13 protein-coding genes are annotated in these 12,702 nt (G+C 59.2%); 6 read left to right on the top strand and 7 right to left on the bottom strand.

Annotated elements, in window-relative coordinates:
* Positions 1 to 139: 139 nt before the first annotated feature.
* Positions 140 to 1,063 (bottom strand): sterol desaturase family protein, encoded by a 924-nt coding sequence (locus A3714_RS01535; protein WP_062815299.1) that lies wholly within the window; start codon positions 1,061 to 1,063, stop codon positions 140 to 142.
* 122 nt (positions 1,064 to 1,185) lie between these two features.
* Here A3714_RS01535 and A3714_RS01530 point away from each other — a divergent pair, with 122 nt between their 5' ends.
* The 4 genes from A3714_RS01530 (at position 1,186) to A3714_RS01515 (ending at position 4,629) form a co-directional block, all read left to right on the top strand.
* Positions 1,186 to 2,208 carry an AraC family transcriptional regulator gene (locus tag A3714_RS01530; protein WP_063509753.1) on the top strand — a complete coding sequence of 341 codons (1,023 nt, stop codon included), beginning with the start codon at positions 1,186 to 1,188 and terminating at the stop codon, positions 2,206 to 2,208.
* A gap of 215 nt (positions 2,209 to 2,423) precedes the next feature.
* Complete coding sequence (locus A3714_RS01525) at positions 2,424 to 3,404, top strand: nitronate monooxygenase family protein (protein WP_063509752.1); 981 nt, start codon at positions 2,424 to 2,426, stop codon at positions 3,402 to 3,404.
* A 143-nt stretch (positions 3,405 to 3,547) separates the two neighbouring features.
* Positions 3,548 to 4,000, top strand: a complete 453-nt coding sequence (locus A3714_RS01520; protein WP_063509751.1) for a glutaredoxin family protein — start codon at positions 3,548 to 3,550, stop codon at positions 3,998 to 4,000.
* Between the two features lie 26 nt (positions 4,001 to 4,026).
* Complete coding sequence (locus A3714_RS01515; protein ID WP_063509750.1) at positions 4,027 to 4,629, top strand: glutathione S-transferase family protein; 603 nt, start codon at positions 4,027 to 4,029, stop codon at positions 4,627 to 4,629.
* Between the two features lie 92 nt (positions 4,630 to 4,721).
* On the opposite strand, the gene fghA is transcribed toward A3714_RS01515, so the two are convergent.
* Complete coding sequence (fghA, locus tag A3714_RS01510) at positions 4,722 to 5,567, bottom strand: S-formylglutathione hydrolase (RefSeq protein ID WP_063509749.1); 846 nt, start codon at positions 5,565 to 5,567, stop codon at positions 4,722 to 4,724.
* Positions 5,568 to 5,690: 123 nt separating this feature from the next.
* Positions 5,691 to 6,800, bottom strand: coding sequence for an S-(hydroxymethyl)glutathione dehydrogenase/class III alcohol dehydrogenase (locus A3714_RS01505; RefSeq protein ID WP_063509748.1), 1,110 nt, complete (start codon positions 6,798 to 6,800; stop codon positions 5,691 to 5,693).
* Positions 6,801 to 6,941: 141 nt separating this feature from the next.
* On the opposite strand from A3714_RS01505, the gene A3714_RS01500 reads away from it, so the two are divergent.
* Both A3714_RS01500 and A3714_RS01495 read left to right on the top strand, forming a co-directional pair.
* Positions 6,942 to 7,814, top strand: coding sequence for a LysR family transcriptional regulator (locus A3714_RS01500; protein ID WP_063509747.1), 873 nt, complete (start codon positions 6,942 to 6,944; stop codon positions 7,812 to 7,814).
* A gap of 269 nt (positions 7,815 to 8,083) precedes the next feature.
* Positions 8,084 to 8,377, top strand: a complete 294-nt coding sequence (locus A3714_RS01495) for a GFA family protein (protein ID WP_231866144.1) — start codon at positions 8,084 to 8,086, stop codon at positions 8,375 to 8,377.
* 135 nt (positions 8,378 to 8,512) lie between these two features.
* Here the strand turns inward: A3714_RS01495 and A3714_RS01490 are convergent, their stop codons facing one another.
* From A3714_RS01490 to pyk, 4 genes are all read right to left on the bottom strand, one after another.
* Positions 8,513 to 9,667, bottom strand: a complete 1,155-nt coding sequence (locus A3714_RS01490; protein ID WP_063509746.1) for a hypothetical protein — start codon at positions 9,665 to 9,667, stop codon at positions 8,513 to 8,515.
* A gap of 10 nt (positions 9,668 to 9,677) precedes the next feature.
* Positions 9,678 to 9,896, bottom strand: coding sequence for a hypothetical protein (locus A3714_RS01485; protein ID WP_063509745.1), 219 nt, complete (start codon positions 9,894 to 9,896; stop codon positions 9,678 to 9,680).
* 251 nt (positions 9,897 to 10,147) lie between these two features.
* Positions 10,148 to 11,089 carry a DegV family protein gene (locus A3714_RS01480; RefSeq protein ID WP_062815314.1) on the bottom strand — a complete coding sequence of 314 codons (942 nt, stop codon included), beginning with the start codon at positions 11,087 to 11,089 and terminating at the stop codon, positions 10,148 to 10,150.
* 129 nt (positions 11,090 to 11,218) lie between these two features.
* On the bottom strand, positions 11,219 to 12,694 hold the full coding sequence (pyk, locus tag A3714_RS01475; protein WP_231867809.1) for a pyruvate kinase: 1,476 nt from the start codon (positions 12,692 to 12,694) through the stop codon (positions 11,219 to 11,221).
* Between the last annotated feature and the right edge of the window lie 8 nt (positions 12,695 to 12,702).

Genomic DNA, 12,702 nt, shown 5'->3' with positions numbered 1-12,702 from the left:
ATGAATAATTAATAACGTCGCGGTGGCGGCTTGCTTTACTGAAACGCACGAGGCCGCGCCCAGACTCTGGGCGCGGCCTCATGCGTTTTGAAAATCCCGGCGAGTAAACGCGCAATTATTAATTATTCATTATTAACTATTAATTGCTTTCTCTCTCCCACTCCGGTGGTTTCCAGAGATGTTTCAGCCGTTGGCCGATGGGGCCGCGTTGTTTGATGTCGCGGAACATATCCACGTATTCATGGCACCAGTTCACCAGCAGGTTGTTGCTGTACACCGGGCGGGTGATGCCGTATTCCACCGGTTCCTCGTCCCGTTCCGGGGTAAAGGTGCCGAACAGACGATCGAAGACGATGAAGACGCCGCCGTAATTAGTGTCGATATAGTCCGGGTTGCGACCATGATGGACCCGGTGGTGGCTGGGCGTGTTGAACACATATTCGATGGCCGGATGCAGTCGCTTCACCAGGGTGGTGTGGATAAAGAACTGGTAGACCAGTGACAGCGCATAGCAGACCCCGATCCACACCGGGTTGAAGCCGACAAAAGCCAGTGGCACGTAGAACAACCAGCCACCATTGAAGATATTGGTAGCGTTCTGACGCATGGCCGTGGAGAAGTTCATCCGCTCGGAGGAGTGGTGGGTCACATGGGCGGCCCAGAACCAGCGCACCCGGTGTGAGGTGCGGTGCATCCAGTAGAAGCAGAAATCGGTGAGCACCCACAGCAAGGCGCCGGTCAGCCAGGTCAGTTCGATATCCAGCAACCGGTGGTGATAGGCAAAGGCGTATACCGGGAAGGCGATCAGGCCGGCGAATAACAACTCAGTGGTCTGATAGCCCGCCCCCAGCATGAAATTGCGAATGGATTCACGGCTATCCACCAGCGTGGCATCGTGGCGGATTTTCAGGAACTCCCACAGGAACACGCCAATAAAGAACGGCGTGGCCACCATGAAGATCAGTTGCCGTTCGTCCAGGGCCAGCCAGGGCGCCACGGTGTCCCAGAGCGGGGCCAGGCCGCTGTTCTGCCAAACGCTGTTGAACCAGTCCATCAGAGCCATGGGCAACGCTCCCGGTGTGATTGATGATGGATCCATTGTGCGATGGGCCGTCCGGTTTGTATTGACGTTCCATGCCGTATTTTTGACAATCTATGCCATCGGATAAACGGCGGGAGAGGAAAATGGCCACAGCCATGCGCGTGACCGGCGCCTGGGTGCAGCTGCTCACGGACTGGCTGGACCGGGAAAATCTGCCGGCACCGGCCCTGCGAACCGTGCTTGACAGCCGCAGCCCGGCGGACCTGGTGCCTTTGACGCTCTGGCGTGATCTGCTGCAGCAGGCAGTGGCCCTGCGGCCCGAGCGTGTCGCGCCGGGCCTGTCCATCGGCGCCATGGTGCAGCCCCGCCACGTGGGTATGCTCGGCTATCTGATTCTCACCTGCCGCACCCTGGGCGAGGCCATGCTGGCCTACCAGCGCTACGAAACCCTGTTCTATGGCCAGGATATGGTGGAAGTGCTGGGCCAGGGGGATCAGATGCAGGTGCGCTGGTCCGGGGACGATTCCGTGGGGGAGCTGGCGGACACCGTGGCCATCGCCGCGCTGATCACCTTTCTGCGGCGGCTGGTGGATGATCCGCCGTCACCGACGTCCGTGTCCTTCGTGTTCCCGGCACCGCCGGCCGAGACCCGCCAGGTCTACGAGGCATTCTTCGGTTGCCCGGTATGGTTTGCCCAGTCTCACACCTGCGTCAGTTTCCCGATTCACTTTCTGGCCATGGCCCTGCCACACAGCGACCCCAGCATGCGCAATCTGCTGGATCGCCAGGCCCGGGCAATGTTGCTGGCGCTGCCGGATTCCGACAGTTTCGATCGGGCCCTTCAGCAGGCCATGGTCAGGTTGATGCCCGAGACGACGGTGACCCTGCCGCGCCTGGCGGCGGAGCTGCATATGTCCGTGCGCACCTTGCAGCGACGGCTTGCGGAGCGGCGGCTCACCTGGCGGGAGTTGCTGGACCGCACCCGTGAACAACTGGCTCGACATTATCTGGCGGACCCTTCGCTGACCCTGGGTGATATCGCGCTGTTGCTGGGGTTTTCCGAGCACAGCGCCTTCAGTCGGGCCTATCGGCGCTGGACCGGTACCTCGCCGGGCAAGGCCAGGAAAGCCCTGGGCAGCGCATACAAAAGTGACGTTCCTGTCTAACCGTTGGGCGAAAAAAGGGTTTCCGGGCGCCTCAAAAAAGCGTTGTACAACAGCGGCTTGCTAGCGGATCCCGGATCAGTGCTATCCAAAATTTCCGGGGGGGTGAACATTCCTGTCATTGCTGCAAAATAGTGGCCTTCAGTACGTTGGCGCCATCCTGACACCTCGCACCGAGTTCTGCGGGCGGGTCTGAATTGAGTAAAAGGATCCCATTCATGAAAACACGTATTACCGAATTGCTGGGCATCCAGTATCCGATTGTGCAAGGCGGCATGCAGAATGTGGGCTATGCGGAACTGGCGGCGGCGGTATCCAACGCCGGTGGCCTGGGCATCATCACTGCCCTGACCCAGCCCACGCCGGAAGACCTGGACAAGGAAATCAAACGCTGCAAGGAGATGACCGACAAGCCCTTCGGTGTGAACCTGACCATCCTGCCCACCATCAAACCGGTGCCCTATGAGGAGTACGCCCGGGTGATCTGTGAAAACAATATCACCGTGGTGGAAACCGCCGGTCGCAACCCGGAACCCTTCATGCCTCTTTTCGAAGGTGCCGGCGTAAAAGTGGTGCACAAGTGCACCTCCGTCCGTCATGCGCTGAAGGCAGAAAAAGTGGGTGTGGCGGCGGTCTCCGTGGATGGCTTCGAATGTGCCGGTCATCCGGGTGAAGATGATATCCCCAATCTGGTATTGCTGCCGGCGGCGGCAAAAGTGATCAAGATTCCCATGCTGGCATCCGGCGGTATTGGTACCGGCGCGCAAATGGCCGCTTGTCTGGCTCTGGGTGCGGACGGTATCAACATGGGGACCCGTTTCCTGGCCTCGAAAGAGTCGCCGGTGCACGACAATATGAAGCGTGCCATTGCCGAGGCGTCCGAGCTGGATACGGCCCTGATCTTCCGGCCGCTGAAAAATACCGCCCGTGTTTTCAAGAATGCGGTAGCCACCCGGGTCAACGACATCGAACGGGAAAAGGGCCCGGACATGAAGTTCGATTACATCCAGGATCTGGTTGCTGGTGTAAAGGGCAAGGCGGCGCTGACCTCCGGAGAAATCGACGGAGGCATCTGGACCTCGGGCATGGTTCAGGGCCTGATCGACAGTTACCCCAGCTGTGCCGAAATCATCGATGACATCATCAGTGAGTGTGTGGGCACCATCAACCAGCGTCTCGCCGGTTTTCTCAACGATTGATTCCTTCCGGTTTAGTCTCGCTCTCCCGAGCCATGCCAGGGGTAATGCCCTGGCTTTTTTTGCCTGGAAAAAAAGGATGGGAACTCTCCCATGTTTGTCAGCAGGGTATTCAGCTAAGCTTTGCACGCAGAAGGAGAAAAGTCATGAAAGGATGCATAGCGAGAATACTGATTTTTTCTCTGGTGCTGGCCTGGGGAATGGCCAGCGCCGACGGCATTTATACCTGGACAGATGCCCAGGGCCGGGTACATTTCGGTGACAAGCCAGCGGAAAACGACCAGGCGGAAACCGTTAATGTCCAGATCAATACTTTCGAGAGTGTGACCTACCAAAGTCTCGATAAAGGATTGCCAGCGTCGGCAGAGGGCAGCGGCAAGGTTGTCATGTATGCGACCCAGTGGTGCGGTGTGTGCAGGAAAGCCCGTCGCTACTTCAATGACAATAATATTCCCTTTATCGAATACGATATTGATAAAGACCCGAAAGCCCAGGCACGATTTGACGCTCTGCAAGGAAAGGGTGTGCCCGTGATCCTGGTGGGAAAGAGAAGAATGAACGGATTCAGCGCCGCGGGTTTTGAACGGCTATATCGATAACGTTTTCTCAGTCACAAGGAGCAGTGATGTTGACGCTTTATGAATTTTCTTCGTCCGGGAATTGCTACAAGCTACGGCTGGCCATGACCCAGCTGGGGATCGCCTTTCGCCGTATCGAGAAAGACATTACCCGTGGTGAAACCCGCACCGCGGACTTTCTTGCCATCAATCCCAATGGGCGGATTCCGGTACTGGTCACCCCAGAGGGGCAGGTTCTCCCGGAATCCAATGCGGCACTCTGGTATCTGGCCAGAGAGAGCCAATTCATGCCAAAAGATGCGTTTCAGCAGGCTCAGGTTCTGCAATGGATGTTCTTCGAGCAGTACAACCACGAGCCCAATATCGCGACATCCCGCTACTGGATTCATGTTCTGGGAGAAAGGGAAAAGTACGCCGAGGCATTGTTGGAAAAGCAGCAGAAAGGGCATGATGCGCTTGGTGTCATGGAAGCACATTTGTCAGGCCGGGATTTCTTTGTCGGCAGTGATTATTCCATTGCTGACATTGCCTTGTATGCTTATACCCATGTAGCTGATCAGGGCGGCTTTTCTCTTGATGCTTATCCGGAGATCCGGGGTTGGTTAGAGAGGGTGGAGCGGCAACCGGTTTACGTTTCCATGGATGCCTGAAATATCACAACACAGGATGATTGAAATCTAGGGTGCAGTTCGCCCCAGGCGCTGTGCACCCTGACTGTTTGCTAGCCTTCACCAGCAAGAGTTTATTGCGTCAGATGGTGAAAGTGATACTTCAGATGATCGTCAATAAAACTGGCGATGAAGAAGTAGGAATGGTCATAGCCGGGTTGCATGCGCAGGGTGATCGGCACCCCCGCCTCCTGGCAGGCGGCACTGAGGGATTCCGGACGGAGTTGGCCATCCTGATAGAAATTATCCGCGTCGCCCTGGTCCACCATTAGCGCCAGGTCGCTGCCGTTGGCCTTGATCAGCTCGCAGGCATCCCAGGCCTCCCAGGTTGCACGGTCCTCCCCCAGATAGCCGCCCAGTGCCTTCTCGCCCCAGGGGCACTGACTCGGGTTGCTGATTGGTGCGAACGCCGATACCGAGGTATAGCGGCCGGGGTTTTTTAGTGCGCAGATCAATGCGCCATGGCCTCCCATGGAATGGCCGCTGATCGCTTCGCGGCCGTTGAGGGGGAAATGATCGCGCAGTAGTGCCGGCAATTCACGGGTCACGTAATCATACATGCGATAGTGCTGGCTCCAGGGCGCGCGGGTCGCGTTTACATAGAAACCGGCACCGGAACCGAAATCATAGCTGTCGTGTTCGCCGGGAAGGTCGGTGCCCCGCGGGCTGGTATCCGGGCAGACCATGGCCAGACCCAGTTCCGCTGCCGTGCGTTGGGCGCCGGCTTTCTGCATGAAATTTTCATCGTTGCAGGTCAGGCCGGACAGCCACCACAACAAGGGAACGGAAGCCTGCTCCGCTGCCGGCGGCAGATAGATGGCAAAGATCATCTCGCAATTGAGCACCTGGCTGCGGTGCCGGTAGCGCTTCAGCCAGCCGCCAAAGGATTTGGTGGCAGAAACCAGTTCGATATCAGACATGATTCAACCTTTCTACGAAGCCGCTGTAGGAGCACCTCTTGAGGTGCGAACCTTGCCTGGCAAGGTCTTTCGCAAGTAGATTCGCACCTCAAGAGGTGCTCCTACAGTCGGAATTAGTACGCCTTAAAAAAGAATCACCGAACGAATGCTCTTGCCTTCGTGCAGCAAATCAAAGGCGGTGTTGATCTCATCCAGCCCCATGGTGTGGGTGACGAATTCGTCGATCTTGATTTCGCCGTTCATGTAACGATCCACATAGCCGGGCAGCTCGGTGCGGCCTTTTACACCGCCGAAGGCGGAGCCTTTCCAGACCCGGCCGGTGACCAGCTGAAACGGACGCGTGGAAATTTCCTCGCCGGCACCGGCCACGCCGATGATGATGGATTCGCCCCAGCCCTTGTGGCAGCACTCCAGCGCCGAACGCATTACTTTCACATTGCCGATGCATTCGAAGGAATAATCCACACCGCCGTCGGTGAGTTCGACAATCACTTCCTGAATGGAATTGTTGTAATCCTTCGGGTTGATGAAATCGGTAGCGCCGAACTGCCGGGCCAGAGTTTCCTTGGCCGGGTTGGTGTCGATGGCAATGATGCGTTCTGCCTTGGCCATCACCGCGCCCTGGATCACCGACAGGCCGATGCCGCCGAGCCCGAACACGGCCACCGTGGAGCCGGGCTCCACCTTGGCGGTATTTAGCACCGCGCCGATGCCGGTGGTGACGCCACAGCCAAGCAGGCAGATCTTGTCCAGCGGGGCTTCCTTGCTGACCTTGGCCAGGGAAATTTCCGGCACCACGGTATATTCGGAAAAGGTGCTGGTACCCATGTAGTGATGCAGCCGTTTGCCGTTCAGGGAAAAGCGGCTGGTGCTGTCCGGCATCAGGCCCTGACCCTGGGTGGCGCGGACCGCCTGGCACAGGTTGGTTTTGCCGCTGAGGCAGAATTTGCACTGGCGGCACTCGGCGGTATAGAGCGGAATCACGTGGTCACCGGGTTTCAGGCTGGTCACGCCTTCGCCCACTTCCTGCACGATGCCGGCGCCTTCGTGGCCAAGAATGGAAGGAAAGATACCCTCCGGATCCTTGCCGGACAGGGTATAGGCATCGGTGTGGCAAACGCCGGTGGCGACGATCTGCACCAGCACTTCCCCGGCCTTGGGGCCGGCCACATCCACTTCTTCGATCTGTAGGGGTTTGCCTGCTTCCCAGGCGACGGCGGCACGGGATTTCATGGTGATTCCTTTTTGACGGTTCGGAGGGCGGTAACCTTTTTCGCCGGGCTTGCTCGGCGATTCATGGATTATTCACTATACGCAGACACGAATACCGCTATAAGGCACAATTCGACAAGAGATTATTGTCAGGTGGCAACAATGCAGCACTGGGATCGTATTGAAGCCTTTGTGGAAGTGGTGCGTCGGGGCTCCTTCGCGGACGCCGCCCGGCATCTGGGGGTATCCAGCTCCCATGTGAGCCGGCTGGTGTCCCGGTTGGAAACCCAGCTCGGCACCCAGTTGCTTTACCGCACCACCCGGCGCCTGAAGCTCACCGATGCGGGGGCGGTCTACTTCGATCATTGTGGTCAGTTGTTTGATGGCTTCCAGGAAGCGCTGTCGGCCATCAGCGACTACCAGCAACGGCCCACCGGGGTACTCAAGCTGACCTGCGCCACCACCTTTGGCGAACGTTACATCGCGCCGTTGGTGAACGACTTTCTGGCCCGCCACCCGCAACTGTCCATACAACTGGATTTTACCAACCGGCGGGTGGATATCATCGACGAGGGCTTCGATGTGGCGATTCGTACCGGGGCCCTGCCGGACTCGTCATTGATCGCCCGCAAACTCTGCCCGCGTCGGGAATACATTGTCGGCTCTGTGGACTATTTCCAGCGCCATGCCCGCCCCCACACGTTGGGGGAGTTGAGTCAACACAACTGCCTGCTGGGTTCAGCGGATCAGTGGGCGGTGGATGTGGACGGCCAGCATCGGCAATGGAAAGTGCAGGGCAACTGGAAGGGCAATTCCGGCGTGGCCCTGCTGGATGCGGCTCGCAAGGGCCTGGGGCTGGTGCAGCTGCCGGATTATTACGTGGAAGATGATCTGCATCGGGGGCGGCTGATTTCCGTGCTGGATCAGTATGCCTGCAGCCACACTGCGGTGTGGGTGGTGTATCCCCGCCACCGGCACTTGTCGCCCAAGGTGCGCCAGTTTGTGGATTTTCTGGTGGAGGGTATGGTGCGTTGAAAGGCGCGGATACCTTTTGGCAGGAGCGTCGCTGGAGGTACGATTGGGAGTCCTGATCCAGGCTTGGGATTCATGTCCGGCAAATTTTTCTGCTGTAGGAGTTCCTCTTGAGGGGCGAAGTGCGATGCAATGGATGAGTCGAGCAGGTAGCAATCTATTCTGGATGGCTCTGTCGAGCTCAGGAAGGTCTGATCGCCCTGCGGGCAATTTCCGCGCAAGCGCGGTTCGCCCCTCAAGAGGAGCTCCTACAGCAATAAAACGGAGCGGATATGTACACAGGTAGTTGTCTCTGTGGTGGTGTCACGTTTGAAATCGCCGGTGAGCTGGCGCCGATTCAGGTCTGCCATTGTCAGCAATGTCGAAAGGCCCAGGGTACTGCGCTGGTTACCAATATTCCGGTGGAAACCGGCAAGCTGCACTGGGTACGGGGTGAGGCATTACTGAAAAGCTATGAATCCTCGCCGGGCAAGCAGCGGGTGTTCTGCTGCGAGTGCGGCTCGCCGATTTACAGTAGCCATGAGAAAAAGCCGGGCGTTGCGGATTCGGGCGGGGCTTTTGAATGAGCCGCTGGCCACGCGGCCGGCGTTTCATATCTATACGGATTCGGCCTGTAACTGGTGGGCCATTGATGATGGGTTGCCGCAGTATCCTGAAGGTGCGGAATAAAAAAATGCCGGGTCAGTGCCCGGCATTTTTTGTTACGCCATTTGTGCCTTCAGCGCCTCGATCTCGTGGGCATCGCCGTTGCGCGCCGCGAAAGCCTGCCAGTTCTCGGCGGCATGGCTTTTAAGTACCTCGGCCACTCGGGGCAGCTCCGCGTCGGGCAAATGACCGAACAGGCCCAACAGCTTGCTGTCATGGGCCTGCCCCAATGCCTGCCCCAGTGCCTCTGGCTGGCTTTGGGTTAGCACGTCAACCGCTGGTGTCAGGTGTTCCTGATCCAGCAGTGGCAACAGGGTGAGCAATTCATCCCAGCTGTTTTCACTGGCCACGGTGCTGATCAGGCTTTCCATCACTGGGGCTTCGCGCAACTTGGGCACATTCACCACCATTTGCTGATGCTGATTGTCCATGGCGTTCACCGCCTGCAACAGGTTGGTCCACAGGCGCTGTTCGCTGGCCACTTCGATAATGTGACTGATCACGGCTTCGCCCTGCTCGGCTACCAGGTTGCCCATCTGGCCACGCAGTTCGGTGTTCAGGTGTCCGTTCAGGGACAGCACCGCCGGCCACAGTTCATGGTCGGTGGCGGCTTTCAGAGTGGCCCGTTGCTGTGCTTCGCTGAGCAAGGCCAGCACGGTGTCCAGTTTGCTCTTGTCTTCCAGGTAAAGCGCGATCTTCACCATGGCTTCGCCGTCGTCGATGCTGCGGGTGACGGCTTCCAGGGCAGACGGCTGAATCACGGCGACAAAACGGGCCAGGGTGATGTGCTCGTCCATGGACAGCAGGGTTTTGGCCACGGAGGCGACAATCTTGTCGGGCATGGCAGCCAGCAGATCCCGGGAGTATTTGGGCTCAAGGTGGATGCACAGCTTGGCGAGAAAGTCTTCCGGCAGTTTGTCGGCCAGCTTGATGGCGCGTTCGGGGGGCAGCTCGGAGGCAATGCCGGCGGCGAGCACGGAGCCCAGTACGGTGGTGGCCAGCTTGGCGCTGGCACCGGTGGGAACCAGTTTGCTGATGCCGGCCAGGCGCTGGTAGCTGTCCTGGTGCTGTTCGTAGAAGAAGCCGGAGACGGCACTGCGGAAGTTGGCAATGGCGGTCAGGTCCTGACCATCCAGAAAGGCCAGGTTGGTCTCGTCGGTTTCCAGCAGGCGGCTGAGTTTGAGCAGTTCGGCCTGGGTTTCAATGTGCATGTCTGTCTCCTTAACCGAACAGCATTTTTTTCACCGGGCGACGGAAGGGCCCGGGCACCACATTCAGTGCGTTATTCATGGCTTTTTCGACTCTGGCGTCTTTGGTTTCCAGAGCGGCAAGGACGGTATCGGCCAGTTTGCTGGCCTGATCCGCAGGCAGGGACTCGATAAAGGCCAGCGCATCGGCGGGCAGCCCCTTGGTCTTCAGGGTAGTGATGGAATCAGACATGATTTCTCCTTTACTACAGCGCCCGGGAACATATCCCCGGGCGCCCTGGATGCAGGCTGTCGCGCGCAGCCTGCCTATGGCTGGCGCTACTATGCCAGCAATAAGGAAGGATGGGTGTTGCCGAAAAGCCGCTACCGGGCGGCGCTCAAGAAAGCGCAGCTATTGCCTTGTGGCGGTTTGGCGGGTTCGATTCGCTGCGGGTAACGCTCACTCCGGGGAGCCTGATCCGCTATCCACCCCGGTGGACGGGGTCAGGCGAAATCCATCTGGTCGGTGATGAAACCCACGCTGATGGCGCCGGGGCCGATATTGACGCCCCCGGTCAGCCCCATATGGCTGATCAGCAGGTCCACGCCGTGTTTCTCGGTGGTGGCCTTCAGCTCGCTGAAGCCGGGCATCTGGTAAACCGCATCCGGGTCGCCGGCGTAGCTGACACAGACAATGGGGGTGAGCAGGCCTTGCTCCACGCAGGCACAGGCGTGGGTGAACATTTTCTCGACAGCGGTTTCGAACCCCCGCACCTTGGCCACCGGGAAGGTCTGATCCTGGCGGGCACAGAGGATGGGCTTGATGTCCAGCGCCGAGCCCATCAGGGCCCCGATGAAGCCAACGCTCTTGTCGCCTTTCTTGCGGGCGCGCTTGTGCACGTAATACAGGTCCGGCACCACCGCATAGCCAACGGTTTTCGGGGTCAGGTCACTGATGCGCTGGCGGATGTCGCCCACTTTCATTTCCGTATTGATCAGTCGCATGGTTTCCGCCGCCAGCACGCCCTGGCCGGCAAACAGGGTCTGGCTATCGCTGACGCGGATACGGAACGGACCTTCCCGCCCGGCGGCTTCCCGGTATTTCTTGTAGTCGCCAAGAATGGCGTGGGCCGCTTCGGTGGCGTTCTCGAAAATCGGGCTGCGGCTTTTCGGCACGGTCTGCACCAGGGCGTAGTCGAACTCGCCCACCGCCTGTTCCAGGAACAGGGTACGGATCTGGTCCACCGTGGGAGGGGCGGTTTCCGCGTCGTGGTTCTTGTCCACTTCATGGCGGGCGTAAAACTCCCGGGCCCGTTGCGGGTCGCGGTCGTCCACGAAAATTTCCTTGCCGATGCGGATGGGCACCGGCATGACCAGGATGTTGTTTGCGTCAATAAAGTCCTTGGGCAGATCACAACCCGAGTCCACAACCAGACCGATTCTCATTGTTATGCTTCCTGTTTGGGAAGGGTGAGGATCAGTCTAGAACTATGGTTCAGTTACTGGCGTCTTTTTGCGTATGGGAATGGTTAGGGGCTGTTACAAGACGCCAGTCTTTGCATCGCTGGTGAGGCGTTACTGAATATCCCCGCCCACCTGGATCACCTTCAGGGTGTTGGTGCCGCCATGGGCATCGTTGTAGTTGCCCTTGGTGATCAGCACCCGGTCGCCGTCCTGTATGGCGCCCATCTCTTCCAGGATGGCGACCGCGCGGCGGTTCACCTCGTCGCTGGCGATGGCATGGCTGTCAAAGGGGATGGCGCGCACGCCGCGCAGGATGGCCACCCGACGCTGGCTGCTGGGGTAGGGGGTAAAGGCATAGATGGGGATGCCGGAGCGCAACCGTGACATCAGTCGCGGGGTGTTGCCGCTTTCGGTCATGGCAATGATGGCGGTGACCTTGCTGAGTCGGTTGGCGGCCTGCATGGCCGCCATGGCAATCACTTCATCAATATTGTCGGTGTTGTCGTTGATGGGACGGTCGGTGCGTCTTTCCTGCCAGGTGCGCTCGGCGCCGAGAATAATGCGGTCCATGGCCTGGACGGTTTCCACCGGGTATTCGCCCACGGCGGTCTCTGCGGACAACATCACTGCGTCGGTGCCGTCCAGCACCGCATTGGCCACATCGGAGACTTCCGCCCGGGTGGGCTGGGGGCTGTGGATCATGGATTCCATCATCTGGGTGGCGGTGATCACAAAGCGGTTGAGGGCCCGCGCGCGGCGGATGATGTGTTTCTGCACCCCCACCAGCTCCGCATCGCCGATCTCCACGGCCAGATCGCCCCGCGCCACCATGACGCCGTCGGAGGCCAGGATGATGGCATCCAGGGTGTCATCGTCCGCCACCGCTTCCGCCCGCTCAATCTTGGCAACGATGCCCCCCTGGCCGCCGGCCTGGCGGTAGCGGCGACGGGCTTCTTCCACGTCTTCGGCGTCGCGGGGAAAGGACAGGGCAAGAAAGTCCACTTCCATGTCGGCGGCGGTGACGATATCGGCCAGATCCTTGTCGGTGAGTGCCCGGGCGCTGAGGCCACCGCCCTTGCGATTGACCCCCTTGTGGTCGGACAGCTCGCCGCCCACCAGTACGGTGCATGCCACCCGGGTGCCGTTGATGGCATCCACTTTCAGTTCCAGCAAGCCGTCATTGAGCAGCAGGATATCGCCGGGCTGGCAGTCCTCCGGCAGTGGCGGGTAACTCACCCCGACCTCCTCCGCATTGCCGGCGTCATCCGCCAGGGCGGTGTCCAGCGTAAAAGCTTGGCCGGCTTTCAGCAGAATGGGGCCATCGGGAAAGCTGCCAATACGGATTTTGGGCCCCTGCAGGTCTGCCAGAATCGCCACGTGTTCGCCGCACTGTTCCGCACAGCGGCGAATGGTCTCTGCCGTTTTCCGGTGCGTATCCGCACTGCCATGGGAAAAGTTCAGGCGGAACACATTCACGCCGGCCTGTATCAGAGCCTCCAGTCGGGATTCTGAAGAAGAGGCGGGGCCAACGGTGGCGACAATCTTGGTGCGACGCAGGGGGGAGCGGGACATTCGGAACATTTCCATCAGCTGAT

It is taken from the genome of Alcanivorax sp. HI0007, assembly GCF_001635525.1.
Lineage (GTDB): Bacteria > Pseudomonadota > Gammaproteobacteria > Pseudomonadales > Alcanivoracaceae > Alcanivorax.
This window is presented reverse-complemented; position numbering and strand designations above follow the sequence as displayed.

Bases quoted from the DNA above. Each gene is read 5' to 3' on its own strand.
- A3714_RS01480 (WP_062815314.1), bottom strand. From the start codon at position 11,089: ATGAGAATCGGTCTGGTTGTGGACTCGGGTTGTGATCTGCCCAAGGAC.
- A3714_RS01525 (WP_063509752.1), top strand. From the start codon at position 2,424: ATGAAAACACGTATTACCGAATTGCTGGGCATCCAGTATCCGATTGTG.
- A3714_RS01505 (WP_063509748.1), bottom strand. From the start codon at position 6,800: ATGAAATCCCGTGCCGCCGTCGCCTGGGAAGCAGGCAAACCCCTACAG.
- A3714_RS01485 (WP_063509745.1), bottom strand. From the start codon at position 9,896: ATGTCTGATTCCATCACTACCCTGAAGACCAAGGGGCTGCCCGCCGAT.
- A3714_RS01495 (WP_231866144.1), top strand. From the start codon at position 8,084: ATGTACACAGGTAGTTGTCTCTGTGGTGGTGTCACGTTTGAAATCGCC.
- A3714_RS01535 (WP_062815299.1), bottom strand. From the start codon at position 1,063: ATGGCTCTGATGGACTGGTTCAACAGCGTTTGGCAGAACAGCGGCCTG.
- A3714_RS01520 (WP_063509751.1), top strand. From the start codon at position 3,548: ATGAAAGGATGCATAGCGAGAATACTGATTTTTTCTCTGGTGCTGGCC.
- A3714_RS01500 (WP_063509747.1), top strand. From the start codon at position 6,942: ATGCAGCACTGGGATCGTATTGAAGCCTTTGTGGAAGTGGTGCGTCGG.
- A3714_RS01530 (WP_063509753.1), top strand. From the start codon at position 1,186: ATGGCCACAGCCATGCGCGTGACCGGCGCCTGGGTGCAGCTGCTCACG.
- A3714_RS01490 (WP_063509746.1), bottom strand. From the start codon at position 9,667: ATGCACATTGAAACCCAGGCCGAACTGCTCAAACTCAGCCGCCTGCTG.
- fghA (WP_063509749.1), bottom strand. From the start codon at position 5,567: ATGTCTGATATCGAACTGGTTTCTGCCACCAAATCCTTTGGCGGCTGG.
- pyk (WP_231867809.1), bottom strand. From the start codon at position 12,694: ATGGAAATGTTCCGAATGTCCCGCTCCCCCCTGCGTCGCACCAAGATT.
- A3714_RS01515 (WP_063509750.1), top strand. From the start codon at position 4,027: ATGTTGACGCTTTATGAATTTTCTTCGTCCGGGAATTGCTACAAGCTA.